Annotated in this window: 18 protein-coding genes; 3 read left to right on the top strand and 15 right to left on the bottom strand. The window is 70.1% G+C overall.

The window, feature by feature from the left end; translation table 11 throughout:
- Positions 1 to 38 precede the first annotated feature (38 nt).
- From F4561_RS06535 to F4561_RS06515, 5 genes are all read right to left on the bottom strand, one after another.
- The gene (locus F4561_RS06535; protein WP_184575762.1) at positions 39 to 1,397 is read right to left on the bottom strand and encodes an MFS transporter; all 1,359 of its coding nucleotides are present in this window, start codon (positions 1,395 to 1,397) and stop codon (positions 39 to 41) included.
- A gap of 41 nt (positions 1,398 to 1,438) precedes the next feature.
- Complete coding sequence (locus F4561_RS06530) at positions 1,439 to 2,233, bottom strand: alpha/beta hydrolase family protein (RefSeq protein ID WP_184575760.1); 795 nt, start codon at positions 2,231 to 2,233, stop codon at positions 1,439 to 1,441.
- Between the two features lie 53 nt (positions 2,234 to 2,286).
- Positions 2,287 to 4,710, bottom strand: a complete 2,424-nt coding sequence (locus tag F4561_RS06525; protein ID WP_184575757.1) for a bifunctional salicylyl-CoA 5-hydroxylase/oxidoreductase — start codon at positions 4,708 to 4,710, stop codon at positions 2,287 to 2,289.
- A 62-nt stretch (positions 4,711 to 4,772) separates the two neighbouring features.
- Positions 4,773 to 6,401, bottom strand: a complete 1,629-nt coding sequence (locus tag F4561_RS06520; RefSeq protein WP_184575755.1) for an AMP-binding protein — start codon at positions 6,399 to 6,401, stop codon at positions 4,773 to 4,775.
- Between the two features lie 27 nt (positions 6,402 to 6,428).
- Positions 6,429 to 7,571 (bottom strand): acyl-CoA dehydrogenase family protein, encoded by a 1,143-nt coding sequence (locus tag F4561_RS06515; protein ID WP_184575753.1) that lies wholly within the window; start codon positions 7,569 to 7,571, stop codon positions 6,429 to 6,431.
- Between the two features lie 220 nt (positions 7,572 to 7,791).
- Here F4561_RS06515 and F4561_RS06510 point away from each other — a divergent pair, with 220 nt between their 5' ends.
- A complete protein-coding gene (locus F4561_RS06510; protein WP_184575751.1) occupies positions 7,792 to 8,670 on the top strand; it encodes a PaaX family transcriptional regulator in 879 nt (292 codons plus the stop codon).
- 37 nt (positions 8,671 to 8,707) lie between these two features.
- On the opposite strand, the gene F4561_RS06505 is transcribed toward F4561_RS06510, so the two are convergent.
- The 9 genes from F4561_RS06505 to F4561_RS06465 form a co-directional block, all read right to left on the bottom strand.
- A complete protein-coding gene (locus F4561_RS06505) occupies positions 8,708 to 9,136 on the bottom strand; it encodes a RidA family protein (protein WP_184575749.1) in 429 nt (142 codons plus the stop codon).
- Positions 9,136 to 9,963: an enoyl-CoA hydratase family protein gene (locus tag F4561_RS06500; protein WP_184575747.1), complete on the bottom strand. Its 828-nt coding sequence runs from the start codon at positions 9,961 to 9,963 to the stop codon at positions 9,136 to 9,138. Before F4561_RS06500 ends, F4561_RS06505 begins: the two co-directional genes overlap by 1 nt.
- A complete protein-coding gene (locus tag F4561_RS06495) occupies positions 9,960 to 10,724 on the bottom strand; it encodes an SDR family NAD(P)-dependent oxidoreductase (protein WP_184575745.1) in 765 nt (254 codons plus the stop codon). The genes F4561_RS06500 and F4561_RS06495 overlap by 4 nt, the downstream gene beginning before the upstream one ends.
- A gap of 127 nt (positions 10,725 to 10,851) precedes the next feature.
- Complete coding sequence (locus F4561_RS06490; protein ID WP_184575743.1) at positions 10,852 to 11,886, bottom strand: FecCD family ABC transporter permease; 1,035 nt, start codon at positions 11,884 to 11,886, stop codon at positions 10,852 to 10,854.
- The gene (locus F4561_RS06485; RefSeq protein ID WP_312885167.1) at positions 11,883 to 12,926 is read right to left on the bottom strand and encodes a FecCD family ABC transporter permease; all 1,044 of its coding nucleotides are present in this window, start codon (positions 12,924 to 12,926) and stop codon (positions 11,883 to 11,885) included. The genes F4561_RS06490 and F4561_RS06485 overlap by 4 nt, the downstream gene beginning before the upstream one ends.
- Positions 12,926 to 13,945 carry an iron-siderophore ABC transporter substrate-binding protein gene (locus F4561_RS06480; RefSeq protein ID WP_184575741.1) on the bottom strand — a complete coding sequence of 340 codons (1,020 nt, stop codon included), beginning with the start codon at positions 13,943 to 13,945 and terminating at the stop codon, positions 12,926 to 12,928. The genes F4561_RS06485 and F4561_RS06480 overlap by 1 nt, the downstream gene beginning before the upstream one ends.
- Before the next feature lie 263 nt (positions 13,946 to 14,208).
- Positions 14,209 to 15,039 (bottom strand): helix-turn-helix domain-containing protein, encoded by an 831-nt coding sequence (locus F4561_RS06475; protein WP_184575739.1) that lies wholly within the window; start codon positions 15,037 to 15,039, stop codon positions 14,209 to 14,211.
- 177 nt (positions 15,040 to 15,216) lie between these two features.
- Positions 15,217 to 15,789: a hemerythrin domain-containing protein gene (locus tag F4561_RS06470; RefSeq protein WP_184575737.1), complete on the bottom strand. Its 573-nt coding sequence runs from the start codon at positions 15,787 to 15,789 to the stop codon at positions 15,217 to 15,219.
- A gap of 179 nt (positions 15,790 to 15,968) precedes the next feature.
- Positions 15,969 to 17,099, bottom strand: a complete 1,131-nt coding sequence (locus F4561_RS06465) for a Kelch repeat-containing protein (RefSeq protein WP_184575735.1) — start codon at positions 17,097 to 17,099, stop codon at positions 15,969 to 15,971.
- 410 nt (positions 17,100 to 17,509) lie between these two features.
- Here F4561_RS06465 and F4561_RS31955 point away from each other — a divergent pair, with 410 nt between their 5' ends.
- A complete protein-coding gene (locus F4561_RS31955) occupies positions 17,510 to 17,659 on the top strand; it encodes a hypothetical protein (RefSeq protein WP_221445386.1) in 150 nt (49 codons plus the stop codon).
- 92 nt (positions 17,660 to 17,751) lie between these two features.
- On the top strand, positions 17,752 to 18,159 hold the full coding sequence (locus F4561_RS06455; protein WP_184575733.1) for a DUF6221 family protein: 408 nt from the start codon (positions 17,752 to 17,754) through the stop codon (positions 18,157 to 18,159).
- Positions 18,160 to 18,398: 239 nt separating this feature from the next.
- On the opposite strand, the gene F4561_RS06450 is transcribed toward F4561_RS06455, so the two are convergent.
- Positions 18,399 to 19,376 carry an aldo/keto reductase gene (locus F4561_RS06450; RefSeq protein ID WP_184575730.1) on the bottom strand — a complete coding sequence of 326 codons (978 nt, stop codon included), beginning with the start codon at positions 19,374 to 19,376 and terminating at the stop codon, positions 18,399 to 18,401.
- Between the last annotated feature and the right edge of the window lie 36 nt (positions 19,377 to 19,412).

Below are 19,412 nucleotides of genomic sequence, written 5' to 3'. Positions count from 1 at the left end.
CTCCGGGGCCGCACCGCCGGGCGGTGCGGCCCCTCTGGCTATCCCTGCTCATCTACCGGCTGCGCCGTCTTCTCCGGCAGGACCGCGGCCCGGGAGCGGGGCACCGCGACGACGGCGAACGCGCCGATGACGGCCGGGATCACAAACGCGTAGAAGTTCACCTCGACGCCCAGTCCCGATCCCACGACCAGCCCGCCGTAGATCGGGCCGATGATCGCCCCGATCCGGCCCACCGCCAGCGCCCACCCCAGTCCGGTGGCACGCAGCGCGGCCGGGTAGAAGTTCCCCGTGAAGGAGTTCACCAGGATCGTGGTTCCGATCGTGCACGCCCCGGCCACCGCCACGCAGACGTACAGCAGCACCATGGGCGGCTGCATGCTCATGATCAGGATGCAGGCGGCCGCCGTCGCGAACATGGTGGTGACGACCCTCTTGGACCCGAAACGGTCGGCGAGCGCCCCGCCGGTCGGGGCACCCAGAATCGCGCCGAGGTTCAGCGCCATGAGGAATGTCAGCGAGGAGCCCAACGGGAAGCCGGCGGAGAACATGATCCCGGCCAGCCAGGTGTTCAGCCCGTAGACCAGCAGCAGGCCCATGCCGTTGGCGACCCAGAACAGCAGGGTGCCGGCGAGGAGGTCGCGGCCCACCAGCGCGCCGACGTTGGAGAGCGCCCCCTTCGAGCGGGCACGGTCACGCGGTGCCTCCGGGGACTCTTCGAGCGTGACCCCGTAGCGGTCGGCGAGCTTCCGGGCCTCCTCCTCGCGCCCCCGGGCACGCAGGTAGTTCGGCGACTCCGGCAGGGCGAAGTACGCCAGCGGCACGAGCACGAGCGCCGGCAGGGCCCCCAACCAGAACAACGTCTGCCACTCGAAGCGGGCCAGCACCGGGATGGCGACCAGGGCGGCGGCGATACCGCCGATGGCGTAACCGGAGAACATGATGGCGTTTGTCATGTTGCGCCGGTGCGGCTCCGCGTACTCCAGGGTGAGCGCGATCGCGGTGGGGATCACACCGCCGAGCCCCAGCCCCGTCACGAAACGCAGCAGGCCGAAAGCCTCGGGGGTGGGGGCGAACGCGGTCAGCAGCATGCCCGTGGAGAACCAGATGACACAGCCGATGACGATCCGCCGGCGGCCCACGAGATCGGTAAGGGTTCCGACGACGAGCGCCCCGATGAGCATGCCGATCAGGGCGTAGGAGCCGAGGGTGCCGGCCTCGGCCTCGCTGACGTCCCACTGCTGGTACTCCAGCAGGCTCGGCACAATGGCGCCGTACACCGTCAGGTCGTAGCCGTCCAGGATGATCGTGAACGCGCAGACCACGACCACGATGAGGCGCTTGTGCCGGCTGACCGGACGCGCCTGCTCGGGTTGTGTTGCCGGGGGGCCGGGCGACATGGGTTTCCTGCCTCTCGTGCGGGAGTGGGGGATTCGCGGCCTCAGGGCCGCTGCCGGGGCTGGCGCGAGGCCAACGGGTCTGGGACGCCGTCACGGGTACCCGTGTCCAGCCAGGTGCGCACACGGTTCCAGGCCGCGTGCGCCGGGTCGATGACAGCGAAGTGGTCGGCGCCGGGGATCTCGTAGTAGTCCACCGTGTCCGGACACGCGCGTGCGGCGGCCACATAGTCCCGGCTGTGCTCGACCGGAACGCGCTGGTCGGCGTCGCCGTGGACAAGGAGTTCCGGTATTCCCACGGGCAGCGCCGCAATGGGCGAGCTGGCGCGGTACAGCTCTGGTGCGGGGGCGGGCCCGAGGAACGGGGCTACCGCCCCCTCCCCGAGGCCTTCGCGCGCGCTGCGTTCCAGGTCGGTGACCGGGGCGAGTGCGACAACACAGGTGGCGAGGGGGGTGGTGCCCCTGGTGAGCATGGCCAGATGGCCGCCCGCGGAATGGCCGATGACCACGGCCCGGCCGCCCCATCGCGCGCCGGAGATTCCGAGGCCGGCCGCGGCCGAGTCGAGGTACCGCAGCGCCCTCGCCACGTCGTCGCGGGTCTGCGGCCATCCGCCGCCGTCGGTGCCCGTGCGGCGGTATTCCACGTTCCACACGGCCCAGCCGGCGGACACCAGGTCCTCGGCCAGGGGGTCCATCAGCTGGAGGCCGTGGCGGTCCCGCCACCAGCCGCCGTGCAGCAGCACCGCGACAGGCGCGGGGGTGGCGGCCGGGCTGTCCGGGAGCCAGAGGTGCGCGAACTGGCTCGGGTGGTTCCCGTAGCTCCTCGTCGATACCCGCATGCCGCCCTCCTCGCTTCCTCAGGGTCCCGCTGGTCATGGAGTGTGTTACGCGGTCACCCGCCGTCCGGCCGCCAGCGCTGGTGCGCCGTGCCCAGCGTCCCGGACCCCGACCTCAGCAGCTCCAGTCGGGGGCGCGGTCCGTCGGTGCGCCCGCTCGGCGGCTTGCGGCTGCCCGCCCGGAATGGGGCGGGCCACGTGGCGCCGGGACCGTTGTAGTCCTGTTCGGCCGCGGCGTGCAGCGTCCAGTGCGGGTCGTACAGGTGCGGCCGGCCGAGCGCGCACAGGTCGGCGCGGCCGGCCAGCACCGTGGAGTTCACGTCGTCGTAGGAGGAGATGGCGCCGACGGCGATGGTGGGCACACCGGCCTCGTTGCGGATCCGCTCGGCGAACGGGACCTGGTAGCTGCGCCCGTAGGCGGGCCGCTCCTCCGGTGTGACCTGCCCGGCGGACACGTCGATGGCATCGGCGCCCGCCGCGGCAAAGGCGCACGCGATCTCGACAGCGTCGTCGCCGGTGATGCCGCCCTCCACCCAGTCGGTCGCGGAGATCCGCACCGTCAGGGGCTTATGGGACGGCCACACCTCCCGCACCGCCGCGAACACCTCCAGCGGGTAGCGCAACCGGCCCGCCAGGTCGCCGCCGTAGTCGTCCTCGCGCTGGTTGGTGATCGGGGAGATGAAGCTGGACAGCAGGTACCCGTGGGCGCAGTGCAGTTCGAGCAGGTCGAAGCCGGCTTGGTCGGCGGACTCGGCGGCGGCCGCGAACTCCTCGCGGATGCGCGCCATGGTCGCGATGTCGAGCTCGCGGGGCACCTGGTTGACGCCGGCGCGGTACGGAATGGGCGACGGCGCCACGACCGGCCAGTTTCCCTCTTCCAAGGGCTGGTCGATGCCCTCCCACATCAGCCGCGTCGACCCCTTCCGGCCGGAGTGGCCGAGCTGCACGCCGATCTTGGCCTCGCTGTGCTCGTGCACAAAGCCGGTGATGCGGCGCCACGCGGCCTCGTGCTCGGGCCGGTAGAGCCCGGCGCAGCCGGGCGTGATGCGGCCGGTCTCGGAGACGCACACCATCTCGGTCATGACCAGACCAGCGCCGCCCAGGGCCTTGCCGCCCAGGTGCGTGAGGTGGAAGTCGCCGGGCTCCCCCTCGACCGCGGAGTACATGTCCATGGCGGAGACCACGACGCGGTTGCGCAACTCCATCCCGCGCAGCCGGAAGGGGTGGAACATGGGGGGCCGGTGCTCTTCCGGAACCGCGGCGGGAGTCCGGCTGCCGGACTCCTCACCAGCACGGCCGCCTCCAAGTTCGCGGGCGACGGCGCCGGTGAACCACGCGTCGACACCGTTGACGAACCCGGGGTCGCGGAGCCGGAGGTTGTCGTAGGTGACCCGGCGGCTGCGGGTGAGCAGGTTGAACGCGAACTGGGCCGGCTCCTGGCGGGTGTGCCGGTCGATGTCCTCGAACCACTCCATGCTGGCCTGGGCGGCACGCTGCACACTGGCCACCACGGACTGGCGCTCCGTCTCGTAGGCGCGTAGCGCGGCGGGCACGTCGGGGTGCTCATGCAGGCAGGCCGCGAGCGCGAGCGCGTCCTCCATGGCCAGCTTGGTGCCCGACCCGATGGAGAAGTGCGCCGTGTGCGCGGCGTCGCCGAGGAGCGCGATGTTGCCCCGGCACCAGGTGCGGTTGCGGACCGTGGGGAAGTTCTGCCACTTCGAGTTGTTGGGGATGAGGCTGTGGCCCCCCAGCACGTCGGAGAACAGCTCCTCGCACACGGCGATGCTCTCGGTGTCGCTGACGCCGGGCGGGAGCTCCTTCCCGGCGCAGATGTCGGCGAACCCTGCCTTGTGCCACACGTCCTCGCGCATCTCCACGATGAACGTGCTGGCGCCGGCGGAGTAGGGGTAGCCATGCAGCTGCATGATGCCGTGCGGCGTCTCCACGATGTGGAAGTTGAACGCGTCGAAGACAAGATCGGTGCCCAGCCACATGAACATGTTGCGGCCGCGCTCCAGGCTGGTGCCGAAGTCTTCGGCGTGCAGGGCGCGGGTCGTGCTGTTGCCGCCGTCCGCCGCCACGACGAGATCATACGTCTCGGCGAGCGTGGTGGCCGCGGGCGCCTCGACGCGGGTGCGGATCTCGACGCCGAGGTCGGCGCAGCGTTCCCGCAGGATCTGCAGGAGGCGGCGCCGGCCGATGGCGGCGAAGCCGTGTCCCCCGGATGTGACGACCGTGCCCCGGTGGTGGATGTCGATGTCGTCCCACTGCGCGAACTCGCTCGCCAGCGCCCGGTAGACCACGGGGTCCGCGTGCTCGATACCGCCCAGGGTCTCGTCGGAGAGCACCACGCCGAACCCGAAGGTGTCGTCGACCGCGTTGCGCTCGAACACGGTGACGTGGTGGTCGGCGTCGAGCTGCTTGACCAGAGCGGCGAGGTACAGCCCGCCCGGCCCTCCGCCGATACACGCAATGCGCATGGACTCCCTGTCCTTCCTGTGCTCTCACCGCCGCATGCCCAGGGCATCGGGACAGCGGCGCGTCAGTTCGACTCGCGCAGTTTGAACCGCTGGAGCTTTCCGGTGGCTGTGCGCGGCAGCGCCGCCAGGAACTCCACGGCGCGCGGTGTCTTGTACGGCGCGATGTGGGACTTCACGTGCTCCTTGAGCCCTTCGGCGCGTTCCGGGGAGCCGGTCGCGCCTTCCCGCAGCACCACGAACGCCTTGACGATCTCCCCCCGCTCGGCGTCGGGGACGCCGACCACGGCGGTCTCGGCCACCTCCGGCGAGGCCAGCAGCGCCTCCTCCACCTCGGCCGGGGCGATGTTGTACCCGGCCGAGATGATCATGTCGTCGCTGCGGGCCTGGTACCACAGGTATCCGTCGGCGTCGCGGACGTAGGTGTCTCCGGTGAGGTTCCACCCGTGCCGCACGTAGCGGCGCTGCCGCTCGTCCGCGAGGTAGCGGCAGCCGACCGGGCCGCGCACCGCCAGGCTGCCGGCCTCGCCGTCGGGGACGGGCCTGCCCGCGTCGTCGAGGATCGCTACGCGGAACCCGGGTACGGCGTGCCCGGTGGCGCCGGGACGGATGTCGTCGTCGGCCGCGGAGACGAAGATGTGCAGCATCTCGGTGGCGCCGATGCCGTCGATGATGCGGACGCCGGTCGCCTCGTGCCACGCCTGCCAGGTGGCCGCTGGCAGGTGCTCTCCCGCGGAGACGCACCGCCGCAGACTGGAGAGGTCGTGGCCGTCGATCCGGGCGAGGAGGGCCCGATAGGCCGTGGGCGCGGTGAACACCACGCTCGCACGGTGGTTGGTGACGGCGTCCAGCAGCTCATCAGGGCCGGCCCGCTCCAGCAGCAGCGACGCCGCGCCCGCCCGCAGGGGGAAGATCAGCAGGCCGCCCAGGCCGAACGTGAAGGCGAACGGGGGGCTGCCCACGAACAGGTCGTCCGGGAGGGGGCGCAGCACCCGCGCGGAGAAGGTGTCCGCGATGGCGAGCACGTCGCGGTGGAAGTGGACGCACCCCTTGGGCGCGCCCGTGGTGCCGGAGGTGTAGGCGATCATGCAGGCGTCATCGGCCGCCACCCGGACAGCGGAGAACTCGGCGGGGCGGGAGGCCGCACGCGCCTCCAGGCTGTCTTCCTCTCCCCCGCCGTAGCTGAGAACCCGGGTCCCCATCTCGGGGGCGCCGTCCAGGACCGCGGTGAGGTCGTCCAGGTAGCGGTGGTCGCAGAGCGCGTATCCGATAGCGGCGGAGCGCAGGATCGCCGCGAGCTCTCCCGAGCGCAGTGCCGGCAGCACCGTGACCACCACGCCGCCGACCTTCTGGACGGCGAGCCAGCACGCGGCCAGCCACGGTGAGTTGGGGCCGCGCAGCAGCACCCGGTTGCCGGGACGCACGCCGAGGTCGTCGGCGAGCACGTGCGCGATCTGGTCGACGTGCCGCCGCAGCTGGCCGTAGGTCCAGGACTCCCGCTGGCCCACGAGGCAGCGCCGCTCGCTTCCGAAACGCGCGATCGTGCGGTCCAGGAGCTCCTCAGCGCAGTTGAGAAGGTCGGGGTAGTGCAGCTCAGGCAGGTCGAAGTGCAGCTCAGGCCATTCTTCGGCCGGAGGGAGATGGTCTCGGGTAAAGGTGTCGGTGTGTCCGGTGGGTGACAGGGGCGGCAACATGGTGACCTCCAGGGCCGGAGCGGAGGGTTAGGTCAGCATCCCTCGGGCGATGATCTCCCGCTGCACCTCCGAGGCCCCCTCGTAGATGCGCGGCGCGCGCACCTCGCGGTACAGGTGCTCCAGCGGATGGCCCCGGCGCAGTGCCCGGGCGCCGTGCAGCTGGACGGCAGCGTCGACCACGTACTGCGCGGTTTCGGTGGCGAAGAGCTTCGCCATGGCGGCTCGCCATCCGGTTTCCGGGGAGCCGGCGTCGTAGACGGCCGCGGCGGCGTAGACGAGGAGGCGGGCTGCCTCGGTGCGGGTGGCCATTTCGGCGAGGGTGTGCCTGGTGGACTGCAGGTTGGTGAGTGGGCCACCGAAGGCGTGCCGCCCGGTGGCGTGGGTGGTCGCGGCATCCAGCGCGGCGCCGGCCATACCAACGGCGAACGCCCCGACGCTGGGCCGGAACAGATCGAGTGTCCGCATGGCGACCCGGAACCCGCGGTCGACCTCGCCGACCACGTCCTCGGGCGCGACCGGGACCGCGTCGAAGACCAGATGGCCCAGAGCGTGCGGGGCGAGCATGTGCAGCGGCTCGCCGGACAGCCCCGGTCGATCCGCGGGTACGAGGAACGCGGTGACACCGCGTGCCCCGGCGTCGGGAGTGGTGCGGGCGAACACGGTGTAGAAGTCCGCCTCCGGGGCGTTGGAGATCCAGGTCTTCTCCCCGTTCAGGCGCCACCCGTCGCCGGCGGGCTCGGCCTCCAGCGCCAGGGCGGCGGCGTCGGATCCGGCGTCCGGTTCTGTGAGCGCGAAGGCCGCAACGGCCTCACCGGCGGCGACGGCGGGGATCCAGCGTGCGCGCTGCTGCTGGGTCCCGGACTGCACCAGGGGATAGCTGCCCAGCCCCTGCAGGGCGAGCGCTGTCTCGGCGTGCGTGTCGACCCGGGAGAGGTGCTCCCGCAGCAGGCACAGCCGAACGGCCGACGCCTCCCGGCAATGGTCTCCCGCACTCGCTCCAGGGAAGACCGCCCCCAGGAGTCCGCGCTCGCCGAGGCTGAGCACGAGGTCGCGGTCGACCCCGCTGGCCTCCGACCGATGTGCGGTGTCCAGCTTCGCGGCCTGCTCTCGCACCCACTCGGCGAACGCGCGGTCCGCGTCGGTCAGGGAGTCGGCCAAGGGAAGCGCCATCGGCATCTCGTCTCTCGGTGTCACGGGATCTCAGGCACCGCACCTGCGATTAAGCGGGGGCAGTGACTCACGACACACTCAAATATACAGAAATTGTGACGACCGTCAATGGATCGATATCGACCCGCTTTTTCGGCAACCAGGTCCACGAACGAAGCGAGCAGCGCGATATCGTGTTCATGTGACGCTCAATCCTCAAACGACACCGGAGAGTACTGCCGTGGCCCTGGGGGATTCCGGGACCGAGAGCCCCAACCGCCGCCCGCGTTCGCTCATCGTGTCCTTCTTCGGCTCCTACGGGCGGGACATCGGCGGCTGGATCTCGGTGGCCGACCTCATCTCCGTGCTGGCCGAGCTCGGCGTGGACGCGCCGGCGACTCGCTCGGCGATCTCCCGGCTGAAGCGCCGCGGCCTGCTGGACGCGGAACGGAACGGCCGCGTGGCCGGGTACCGCCTCTCCGCTGAGGGAATGCGGATCCTCGCCGAGGGGGACCTCCGGATCTTCAACCGCCAGGTCGCCCACCTCTCCGAGGGCTGGGTCCTGGTGATCTTCTCGTTTCCGGAATCCGAGCGCCGCAAGCGCCACGTGCTGCGCTCCCAGCTGACCTGGCTTGGTTTCGGCACGACCACCGCCGGCGTGTGGATCGCCCCGGCGCACCTGAGCGAGCAGGCCCGCCAGGCCGTGCACAAGCTGGGCATGGACGGCTACGTGGAGCTTTTCCACGCTACCCACCTCGGGTTCAGCGACCTGGCGGAGGCCGTGGCGCGCTGGTGGGATCTTCCCGCGCTGCAGGAGATGTACGAGACGTTCCTGGAGGACCACGAGCCGGTGCTCAACTCCTGGCGAAGCCACGGGACCATCACCAGGGAGCACGAAGGTGCGGCGTTCGCCGACCACCTGCGTGCCGTGGATGCCTGGCGGCGGATGCCGTTCCTCGACCCGGGCCTGCCTCCGGAGCTGCTCCCGGCGTCCTGGGCGGGCCGCCGCGCCGCGCGGGTCTTCTTCGACCTGCACACCCTGCTGCACGAACCCAGCCTGGCGCACGTGCGGGCGGTGACCGGCACCGGTCCGCCCCATCACCGGCCGGCGCCGGCCTGAGCGCGCCGCCGGCCCGTCCCACTGCCCCGCGCCCGGGCTACGGGTCCGGCACGACCGCCGTTCCCACCAACTCCACGAGCGCCGCCGGGTCGAACAGTTCCGTCACGCCGAACAGCGCCATCGCGGGATAGTGCTTACCCAGATGGCGCCGGTAGATCCCGCCGAGCTCGGACAGCCGCGCCCGGTACGTGGCGATGTCGGTGGTGTAGACGGCCAGGCTCACCAGGTGCTCGGGAGATGCCTGAACCGCCCGCAGTGCCGTGACCACGTTCCCCAGCGCGACGTCGAACTGCTCGGGCAGCCCTTCGCTGACAATGCGGCCGTCCTCCCCCTGGGCCGTCTGCCCGCCCAGGTACGCCGTGCGTCCCGGCGCGGGCAGCACGGCGTGGGCAAAGCCGACGGCGGGCCCCAGCTCGACCGGGTTGACCAGCGCGTGCGGGCTCGGCGGGGTGTCACTTGGCTCCATCAGCGTCCTTTCCACTCTGGGGTGCGCTTACCGGTGAACGCGGCGTGGAACTCGGCGTAGTCGGCGCTTTTCATCAGCAGGGCCTGCGTCATGGCCTCCAGCTCGATCGCCCCGGACAGGTTCATGTCCAGCTCCCGGGAGAGCAGGGCCTTGGTCTGGGCATAGCCGAACGCCGGCCCTTGGGCCAGCCGGGTGGCCAGCGTGCTGACGGCATCGTCCAACTCGTCGTCCTCGACCAGCTCGCTGACCAACCCGTAGCGGTCGGCCTCCGGAGCCGGCACGGTGTCGCCGAGCATCAGCAGCTTCGTCGCATGGCCAAGGCCCACCACACGCGGCAGGAGGTAGGCGGCACCCATGTCCGCTCCGGACAACCCGACGCGTGTGAAGAGAAAGGCGAACCGCGCCGACCGCGCGACGACCCGGAAGTCCGACGCCAGAGCGAGTACGGACCCCGCCCCCGCGGCGATGCCGTGGACACGCGCGATGACCGGTACCGGGCACTCCCGCATCGCCTTGACGACCTCGCCGGTCATCCTGGTGAAGGCGAGCAGGTCGTCGGGGTCCATCTTGAGGGTCTCGGCGATGATCTCGTTGACGTCGCCGCCGGAGCAGAAGCCGCGGCCCTCCCCCTGGAGGACGAGCACCCGCGTGTCGTCCCGGTGCGGCAACTCCACGAGCAGGTCCCGCAGGTCCGCATAGGAGTCGAAGGTCAGGGCGTTCAGCTTCTCCGGACGGTTCAACGTCACCGTGGTCACCCCGTCGGTGCGGGCCACATCGAAGTGCTCCCAGTTCTCGGTGAGGGGAGCGGACGCGCGAAACGAGCTCACCTTTGGATTCCTCCTCCGTCGAGGTTCAGGGACTGGCCGTTCACGGCCGCGGACTCGGCGCTGGTGAGATAGGTGACCGCGGCGGCCACCTCCTCCGGTTCCACCAGCCGCCCCAGAGGGGCGCTGGACGCGAGGGCGGCCTCGGCCTGCCGACCGTCCCGGCCAGTGCGCTCGACGATCCTTGATACCGAGCGCTCGGTCATGGGGGTGCGCACAAACGCGGGACACACGGCGTTGCTGGTGACCCCGGTGCCCGCGACCTCGGCCGCCACCGCCCGAGCCAGGCCCAGCATGGCGTGCTTGGAGGCGGTATAAGCCGCGGTGTAGCGGCTCCCCTGGTGTGCCGCGGTCGAGGCGACGAAGACCACGCGGCCCGTATCGCGCTCGACCATGCCCGGCAGTACGGCCCGGGTCAGCAGGAACGCCGAGGTGGCGTTGGTGCGCAGCTGCCGCTCCCAGCTGTCCAGCCCGGTGTCGCGCAAGTGGGCGGTTTCCGCGGTTCCCGCGTTGTTGACCAGGACGTCCACCGCTCCGAGCTCGTCGACGACGGTGGTCACACGGTCCTCGTCGGTGACGTCGCAGACCCGGCCGGTGACGTCCAGGCCGGCCTGTCGCGCCTCTTCCTCCAGGGCACCGAGTCGCTCAGCACTGCGTCCGAGGGCGACGACGCTGTCGCCGGCGCGCGCGTGCGCGTACACAACAGCCTGTCCGATCCCTCCGCTCCCTCCGGATACCACTACACGGCGCGCGGGCTCTACCATGCCCGCACGCTATCATTGAAAGATCACTGTCGTCACGGATGCGACATAAACAGGGTGCCGCTCTGCGCGGGGGTTACCGAGCCCGCCACGGCCAGCGGTCCCCGGCGCGTAACCCGTGGACCGCGGTTCACAGGGAGTGTCCCGCGCGGTTCGCGCGGACGATCAGGTAGACGAGGTAGGGCGCGCCCAGCACACCGGTGACGACCCCGACCGGGTAGCGGGTCCCGAAGGCGAACTGCCCGCAGAAGTCGGCGACCAGCACGAGAAGCGCCCCGATCAGTGCCGAGGGCACGAGCAGCGAACCGTTCGGGCCGACGATGCGCGCGGCGATCGGTCCGGAGAGGAAGGAGACGAACGCGATCGGTCCCGCTGCGGCCGTCGCGAACGCGATAAGCCCCACCGCTCCGGTGATGGCGACAAGCCGGACGACGTTCACTCGGACCCCGAGGGCCGCTGCGGTCTCGTCGCCCAACTGGATCATGGACAGGCTCGCCGACTGGGAGAGCAGCACGGAGCCGATAACGAGCAGCGCGGCGCTGGCCAGGACGGACTCTTCCCAGGTGGCGCCGTTGAGACTGCCGGTCAGCCACCGCATCGCCTCCTGGAACTCCCAGGCGGCGGCTTGGTCGAGGACGTAGTAGGTGACGCTGTCGAGCATGGCCGCGATGCCGATTCCGATGAGGATCAGCCGAGTCCCGGAGACACCGTTCTTGTACGACAGCACGTACATGAGCACGGCCACCAGCAGGCCGGCGGCGACCGCGAAGACCGACACCCCGGTCTGACCCAGCGAGAGCAGCACGATCGCGAATGTGGCCGCCGCACTGGCCCCCGAGCTGATGCCGATGATGTCCGGGCTGGCGAGGGGGTTGCGGAGCAAGGTCTGGAACGTGATCCCGGCGAGCCCGAAGGACAGTCCGGCCACCACTGCGAGCGCGGCTCGCGGCAGCCGGAGCCGTCCCACGGTGAACGAAGCGCCCGGCACCTCCTGCCCGAGGATCACCCGCACCACGTCGCCGGGTGGATAGAAGGTCTGCCCGATCATCAGGGTCGCGGCGAAGGCGAGGACGACCAGGGCGATGAGAACACCGATCACGCCGCTCCGCCGGCGCGCGCGGAGCTCCCGACCGCGGGCGGTGGACTCGACGGTGCCGGCGCTCACAGCGAACGCACCTTTTGGCGGCGGACGATGTAGATAAAGAACGGGGCTCCGATCAACGCGGTCACGATCCCCACATCGATCTCTCCGGGTCGTGCGGCGATCCGGCCGACCACGTCCGCCGCCGTCAGAAGCGCGGCACCCCCGAGCGCCGAGAACGGAAGCAGCCATCGGTGGTCGACACCGACGAGCAGCCGGCACACGTGCGGCACGACGAGGCCGACGAAGCCGATCGGCCCGGTGACAGCGGTGGTCGCGCCGCACAACACGACGGCACCGAGGGAAGCCATCGCCCGCGCGGCCGCGACATGTGCTCCCAGCCCGGCGGCCAGGTCGTCGCCCAGGGCCAGCAGGTCGAGCCCGTGCGCCGACAGCAGGCAGAGGGCCGTTCCGACCGCGATGAACGGGAGCACCGGCGCGATGAGGTCGAACGTCCCGCCGCCGATACCGCCGATCTGCCAGGACTGGACCTCATCGGCGATGTCGGCGCGCGGAAGCACGACGGCCCTGACGAACGACGCCAGAGCGGCGGACGTCGCCGCTCCGGCGAGGGCGAGCTTGAGCGGTGCCGCGCCGCCCCGCCCCAGAGAGCCGATCGCGTAGACGAACACCGCGGTGGCGCCCGCGCCCAGGATCGCCACCCAGATCAACCCGGTCGCCAACTCCAGTCCGAAGTACGCGAGACCCGTGACGACGGCGAGCGAGGCCCCCATGTTCACGCCCAGGATGCCGGGATCGGCCAGCGGGTTGCGGGTCACCCCCTGCATGACCGCGCCGGATAACCCCAGGGCCGCGCCCGCGACGAGGCCGAGCAGCGTCCGGGGGATGCGCTTCGCCACCGCTGACTGGTCGAAGCCCTCGGCCGAGCCGCTCAACGCCGCCACGATGTCGGGCCACGACACCTCGCGGGAGCCGATGGTGATCGAGGCGAACATGAGTGCCACCAGTACGACGAGCGCGCCGAGCAGCCAGAAGGGCTTTCCGCGAGTCCGGGGCCGCGGATGGGCGGCGCCGGGAACCGGCGGTGCGTCGGTTGCCGCCACTACGCTTCGCTGGCGGCCGCGTCGAGGAGCGACAGGTAGTCGTCCAGGACCCAGGAGATTGACAGCGGGGTCGGGTTCGCGGCCGTACCAAGCGGGTCTTCCTCGGGGAGGTTGACGACCGACTCGTTCTCCACCGCCGGCATCTGCGACAGCAGCGGGTCGTCCTCCAGGCTGCTCACGAGTTCGTCGCCCCCGTAGGTGACGATGATGTCGACGTCGTCGAACGTGTCCGCCTGTTCGGTGCTCCGGGTAAGCGAGAACTTGTCGGTGTCGGCCGAGGCGGTGGCGATGCTCTCCGGGGTCTCCATTCCGAGGTCCTCGAAGAACTTGGCGCGCGTGTCATGCGTCGTGTAGAAGCTGACCTCGCTCAGGTCCGTAGCGTCCACATGCGTCAGGAACATCGCCGACCTGTCCTCGATCCGCGGGTGATCCGCGACCGCGGTGTCGATCTCCTCCTCCAGGTCCGCGACGAGCTCGGCCCCCTCGTCCGCCATGCCGAGAGCCTGGCTGTTCAGCTCGATCACCTCGCGCCACGGCGTCCCCCACGCGGTCTCGGGGTACGCGACAACGGGAGCGATCTCGCTCAGCGTGTCGTAGTCCTCCTGGGTCAACCCGGAGTACGCGGCGAGGATCACGTCGGGCCGGGTGTCCGCGACCGCCTCGAAGTCGATGCCATCCGCCTCATCGAACAGCACCGGTGTCTCGGCGTCCAACTCCTCAAGCTCCTCCTCGACCCAGGGAAGCACGCCGTCGCCGTCGTCATCGCCGAAGTTGGCCGCGGCCATACCGACCGGCACGACCCCCAGGGCCAGCGGGACCTCGTGATTGGCCCAATTGACGGTTGCGACCCGTTCGGGCTGCGACTCGATGGTCGTTGTGCCGAGCGCGTGCTCGATGGTGATGGGGCTCCAGTCTCCGGAGCCGCCGTCTTCGCCGGAAGAGGGCGATGAGCAGGCTGCGCCCCCGGAGGCGAGCAGTGCAGCCGAAGCGAGTGCGACCAGCCGTGAAACGCGGGGCATGGTTTCCTTCCGGTTGTGGGCCGGCTGTGCGGCCTCCGCCGTGACACTCCTCCCGCTTATTACACACAGCGTCGGAGCGCACACAGAAAGTACTTTCATCAGCCGAAATGCCTCAGTGCGGTGCACAGGCACTACAAACTGACGTTCGGTTAGGTTTGCCTAACCAAAGCTAGAAGAACATCCAGAGGGTGCGCAATACCGCATACATGACATGTTCTATAGCGAAAAGGACAATCTGCACCGGGGAGAGGCCCCACTCGGCCTCACTGCGCACGGAACCGCCCCGGGCTCACTCCGGTGACCCGCCGAAAGGCCGCGCCGAACGCACTCGCCGAGTGGTACCCGACGCATGCGGCGACCTCGTCGATCTCTTCCCCGCGCGCGAGCAGCACGATCGCGTGCCGCACGCGCGCGGCGGCCAGCCACTGGCTGAACCCGACTCCGGTCTCGGACCGGAACGCCCGGGTGATGGTGCGGGTGCTCACCCCGAGCCGGACCGCCCAAGCGGCCAGCGTCGTGGCATCGGCGGGGTTCTCGTGCACCGCGGCGACGATGGGGGCCAGCAACGGCGACTCGGGGATCTGCAGGATCGGCTCGTGCTGGGCGGGTACGAGAAGGTCGAGCACCATCGCCTCGGTCCGCGAGCGCGCGTCCGAGCCGAGGTTGTCGGCGTTGAGCCGGTCGAGCAGGAGCCGCAGCAGCGGGGTGGCCTCCACCGCGGCGGGCTCGTCGGAGACCGGCGGCGCCGCATGGATGCCGAACTGCGCGGCGCGGTGCAGCGTTCCCCCGGGCACCGATCCGGAATGCGGTGTGCCGGCCGGTATCCACAAGCCGGCAGCCGGCGTGATCATCCAGACCCGCCTGCCGATCGTCGCCCAGGACGCACCCCGATCGTTCCAGAGCAGTTCGTGCGTCGGGTGCGAGTGCTCCTCCCAGAACGTGTCACGGGAGATGTCCTCGGCGCGGGTCGCGATGACGAACGACACGTCCATCTCACCCGCGGCATAGCGGGGCAACCTGCGGCTTTCGGGACCGCGCCGTGACGTCCCGACAGCACTCGGTCCGGCCGCCGGCCTCGATCGGATGTCGCGCATGCCCACGTCATCCAGGATAGGCACCGGAGGCGGTCCGGGCGGGAGCGGTGGTGCGCCTGAGACGGCCGCCGGCCTTCGGCGGGCAGCCTGCTGGGAGAGCACGACGGTGCCGCGGATATTCGTACGGTTCCCGCCGAGGGCCGGCCCCGTTGGCAACCGGCCCGGACGGTCACGCAGCTAGTGTCGGGTGGTCTGGCCGGTCAAAGCGTCCCGCATGCGATCGATCATTCCCGCTCCCGGGTCGAGCAGGCGGTTCGCCGGCGGCGTGTCGGGAGCTTTCGGATGAGGGCGGGTGGGGGCGGTCTTCTTGGCGTTGGCGACCTTTCTCCCCAGCTCCATCAGCTCCTCCTGGGAGCACGCCCGCCGCAGCCGTGGCAGCAGTTCGCTCTCCTCGTCGGCCACATGGTGCCGGATGTCCGCCACAAGCGACCGCACGAGCTCGTCGTACCGCGAGTCGGTGGCGTCCATGCCCTCCAGTTCCTTCATCACGCTCTCGGCTTCCGCGTGTTCCTGGATCTCGTGCTCGGCGACCTGGTCCCCGTCCTCCAGCACCCGGCGAGCGACCGGGTACATATGCTGCTCCTCGGCCACGGAATGGCGCACCAGCTCGGTGATCGCGTGGTCAACAAGCTCCTTTCGGCGCTCGGGCGTCACCGCATCGTTCTCCAGCTCGACGAAGACCTCCTCCACATTGCGGTGGTCGGAGACGATCACATCGATCAGGTCTTGGTTCTGCTCGTTCCCGGCCATAATCCCCCCTTGAACGCTGATTGGGGCAGCGGCTACCCAAAAAGCAGCAGACAAACGCCGCTCAGACACCTCGCGCCGCAGTTCGCACACGCGGGATTCGAAACGCCTGGCCGCCACCGATCACCGCACCACCGGCATCTCGGGGCGAGCCGGCAGGACCGCGATCCAGGGTTGGGGTGCTAGGCGGTGATGTCGACCCTGACTCCGGAGGACTCGCAGCCCATGCCGCCCCAGCCGAGCAGGGCACCGTCGGATACAGGTTCAAGGGGACCGCAGTAGTCCGAGAGATCCCTGGTCGACGACCGGTAGGAGGTGCCCGCCTCCGCGTCCCACATGCTGAACTCACCAGGGGCGGTCGCGAGCAGTCCCAACCCCTCCGCGAAGTCCATTCGCCCCGCGTCGAGAGGGTGGGTCAGCAGGGAGACAGGAGGGCGGAAACCGGCGTGGCCGAGCTCGTCGACCAGTTCCGCGTGTCCCCCGTCGTCCACCTCGTATAGCCTCGCGTTCTCGCCACCCCGCACAGCCAGGAGGATCTCCCCGGCGGGGGAAACCGCCAGTCCGGCATAGGCGTCCAGCTCTTCGGTCTCCCCCTCCAGGCCGGAGATCTCCCGTACCGGCGCGCTTGTATCGCCCATACCGAACGCGGCTACGGCTATTCCCTGAGAGGTCCCGCCGACGGCCACCACCGCACCATCGAGAACCCGCATGTCGTACACGTCGAAGCCGGTACCCCCTCCGCCCGGGGCAACGGTGTCCCAGGTGTCCTCCGCCACCGAGTACACAAGGAACTCCTCCCCGTCCTGCTCGCTGTACCCGCCGCCGAAGACCACGTGCTCGCCCACGACCGCCGCCCGCGCCATGGACCTTCCCTCGGGTGCCGGCGCGATCGGCTCCCAGGAGTCCGACCGAATGTCGTAGAGGGCTCCGTCCCTGGCCAGATGCGCTTCGGTGCCGCCGGAGTGCGACGGGGTGAAGCCGCCCCACACCAGCATCCGGTCCTCGACCAGGACGGCGCTGTGGCGGGTCCTGGACTCCAGGTCAACCTCGGTCATCGTCCGCCAGGAACCGGTTTCGGGGGAGTAAGCGGCGCCGTCGGAGAAGGAGTCGTGCTGGTTCGCGCCGTGCCCGCCCCAGACGAGGAGCTCCGTACCGGACCAGAGGAGGCTGTGGTCCTGCCGGGAGTCGAGGGGGGCCGAAGGGAGCTCGCTCACGGAGACACTCACGTCCCACGATTCCTTCTCCGGGCCGCAGGAGACGGCCAGCAGGGAGAGGGCAAGCAGAGCGATCGTCGATCTGGAGGGGGGATTCACCAGAGCAGCATTCCACGTTCTCTGTCGCCGCGGCGAACGCTGTCCCCGACCGGCGCGCGGGTGGTGCGGGCATGCCATCGGCATGGCGTCGGTCACCGGCAGGGCCACCACGCCCGACCGACGTCAGCCATTGAGTTTTGTCGGTCCCGTATGTCTGTTCTCTCGGCACTTCAAAACCCAGATGTGGAAGGGCCGGCAGCCATGTCGATCCGTGGCGGAATGACGCGTTTGTACTGCGGCGTGCCCGTAACTGACCGAACTTCGGCGCTCGAATAGTTCGCGGCGTTCTTCGGGCGACCGGCTGGCGGGGTCATCGACGGTGGGGAAGGCTCTGGCAGGCCAGCGAAACCGCACGGGTCTTCGTCGACGAGCATGCCGGGTGAGCAGGCCATGCCCTGCTTACTCTCGGGGTGGAGGGTCTCGACGACAGCCTGGCTCGCCCCGCCGCGCACAGCATCGGTCCCGAGCCGGCAGAGACCTACGACAACGGCGTGCGACACGTCGTCATTCCGGACCCCGACGGAAACAGCCTTTCGCTCGCCGAGGCGCCCACCAAGTGAGCGCAAACATTTCTGCTGAAGACCAGGAAAACGTCGACGTTGGCGGGCATTATGGTCGCTGTCCCGATTACCCCCATCGTGTGAGGCGTGTAGTGACCGCTCGCAACTTCCAGGGCCAGATCTCGGAGATCGCGGCGTTCCTGCGTGAGCAGATCGACCTTGAGGAACACGAGGCGTGGGCTTTGCTGTCCACGCTCATGGACTCCACGTCGGTCTCGGAGGTTCTCGACCGGCGGATTGAATCCGACGATCAGGAGATCGGCGCCAGAGACCAGGACGAAGTCCTCACACAGGGCCTGCTGTGCGCCAAACCGAACCAGCGGAAAGCAGGCTGGGGCCGGCGAGAAGCCGCCATCGCGTTGGACCAGGCGCTGACGCTTCTGGAGCGGGCCCGCGGGGTTGTCGCCAAGTGCGAGCGGGACGGCGACGTGGCGAGGCTGCGCAGGCTCGCAGCCCCGTTTTCCGGCCGTCCTGGCTATCGGGAGGACTGGACTCTTTAGCACGAAAGGGGCGCCGGTCCCGAGGATGCTCCGCACCTCGGGGTCGGCGCCCGCCCCGCACCCTCGCCGCGGTCAACGAGACCCGCCCGGCAGGTGGGTGGCGGCCGTCGCGGCGTTGCGCCGCTCGTCCCGGAGTTCGCGCGGGTTGCCGCACACTGCCACCAGGGCTTTCGAGTACGCCGTTTATCGGGCGCTTCCGGCCGGGGCCACGCCGCCAATGGCCCGGACACTGCTGGGACCTACCAGCGGTGGTGCACCTGGGGGCGGATCAGGTCGTCGTAGATCCCGCGGACAGCGGTGTGGGTCTCTGGGGGCAGTGGGGCGAGCGACGCGGCCGAGGCGTTGCCGCGAGCCTGGTCGGCCCCGCGCGCACCGGGGATCACCGTGCTCACCCCCGGCTGGTCGAGGATCCAGCGCAGCGCGAACCGCACCATGGTCATGTCCTCGGGGAGCAACTCGCGGATGCGCTCGGTCGCCGCCAGACCGGTCTCGAAGTCGAGACCGGAGAACGTCTCGCCGACGTCGAACGCGGCGCCCGACCGGTTGAACGTGCGGTGGTCGTTGTCGGCGAATGTGGTCTGGGCGGTGTAGCGCCCCGAGAGCAGGCCGCTGGCCAGCGGAACCCGGGCGATTACCCCGACACCGGCCGCGCGCGCCTCGGGCAGCACCCGCTCCAAGGGCTTGTGGCGAAACGCGTTGAGGATGATCTGGACGGTGGCCACATTGGGGCGGGCGATCGCGGCGAGCGCCTCCTCGCAGGTCTCCACGCTCACCCCGTAGGCACGCATCCGGCCTTCCTCGACCATGGCGTCCAGGTCGTCAAAGACCGCGTCGGTGGAGTACACGGCCGGGGGCGGGCAGTGGAGCTGCACCAGGTCGACCGTGTCCACGCCGAGGTTGGCGCGGGAGCGGTCGTTCCATTCCCGGAAGTTGTCCGGGTTGTAGTTGGCGGGGTCCTGGGCCGCGCGCCGGCCCATCTTGGTCGCCACCGTCAGCCCGGGACGCTCCTTGAGGAGCTCGCCGACCAGGCGCTCGCTGCGACCGTCGCCGTAGACGTCGGCGGTGTCGATGAAAGTGACCCCCGAGTCCGCCGCGGCGCGCAGCGCCGACCTCCCCTCGTCCTCGTCGACGTGTCCCCACGACGCGCCGATCTGCCAGGCGCCGAACCCCACGACGCTGACGTCCTTGCCAGTCCTACCGAGCGTGCGTTCCTCCATGGGAGCTGATCCTACGCTGTAGCTGCGGTGGTCCCG

It is taken from the genome of Lipingzhangella halophila, assembly GCF_014203805.1.
GTDB lineage: Bacteria > Actinomycetota > Actinomycetes > Streptosporangiales > Streptosporangiaceae > Lipingzhangella > Lipingzhangella halophila.
The sequence above is the reverse complement of the archived record's forward strand: the minus strand, read 5'-3'. Positions and strand labels throughout refer to the sequence as shown.

Excerpts from the sequence above, each read along its gene's own strand:
- F4561_RS06480 (WP_184575741.1), bottom strand. The coding sequence starts at position 13,945 with ATGCCCCGCGTTTCACGGCTGGTCGCACTCGCTTCGGCTGCACTGCTC.
- F4561_RS06530 (WP_184575760.1), bottom strand. The coding sequence starts at position 2,233 with ATGCGGGTATCGACGAGGAGCTACGGGAACCACCCGAGCCAGTTCGCG.
- F4561_RS06525 (WP_184575757.1), bottom strand. The coding sequence starts at position 4,710 with ATGCGCATTGCGTGTATCGGCGGAGGGCCGGGCGGGCTGTACCTCGCC.
- F4561_RS06535 (WP_184575762.1), bottom strand. The coding sequence starts at position 1,397 with ATGTCGCCCGGCCCCCCGGCAACACAACCCGAGCAGGCGCGTCCGGTC.
- F4561_RS06495 (WP_184575745.1), bottom strand. The coding sequence starts at position 10,724 with ATGGTAGAGCCCGCGCGCCGTGTAGTGGTATCCGGAGGGAGCGGAGGG.
- F4561_RS06505 (WP_184575749.1), bottom strand. The coding sequence starts at position 9,136 with ATGGAGCCAAGTGACACCCCGCCGAGCCCGCACGCGCTGGTCAACCCG.
- F4561_RS06475 (WP_184575739.1), bottom strand. The coding sequence starts at position 15,039 with ATGCGCGACATCCGATCGAGGCCGGCGGCCGGACCGAGTGCTGTCGGG.
- F4561_RS06470 (WP_184575737.1), bottom strand. The coding sequence starts at position 15,789 with ATGGCCGGGAACGAGCAGAACCAAGACCTGATCGATGTGATCGTCTCC.
- F4561_RS06515 (WP_184575753.1), bottom strand. The coding sequence starts at position 7,571 with ATGGCGCTTCCCTTGGCCGACTCCCTGACCGACGCGGACCGCGCGTTC.
- F4561_RS06450 (WP_184575730.1), bottom strand. The coding sequence starts at position 19,376 with ATGGAGGAACGCACGCTCGGTAGGACTGGCAAGGACGTCAGCGTCGTG.
- F4561_RS06520 (WP_184575755.1), bottom strand. The coding sequence starts at position 6,401 with ATGTTGCCGCCCCTGTCACCCACCGGACACACCGACACCTTTACCCGA.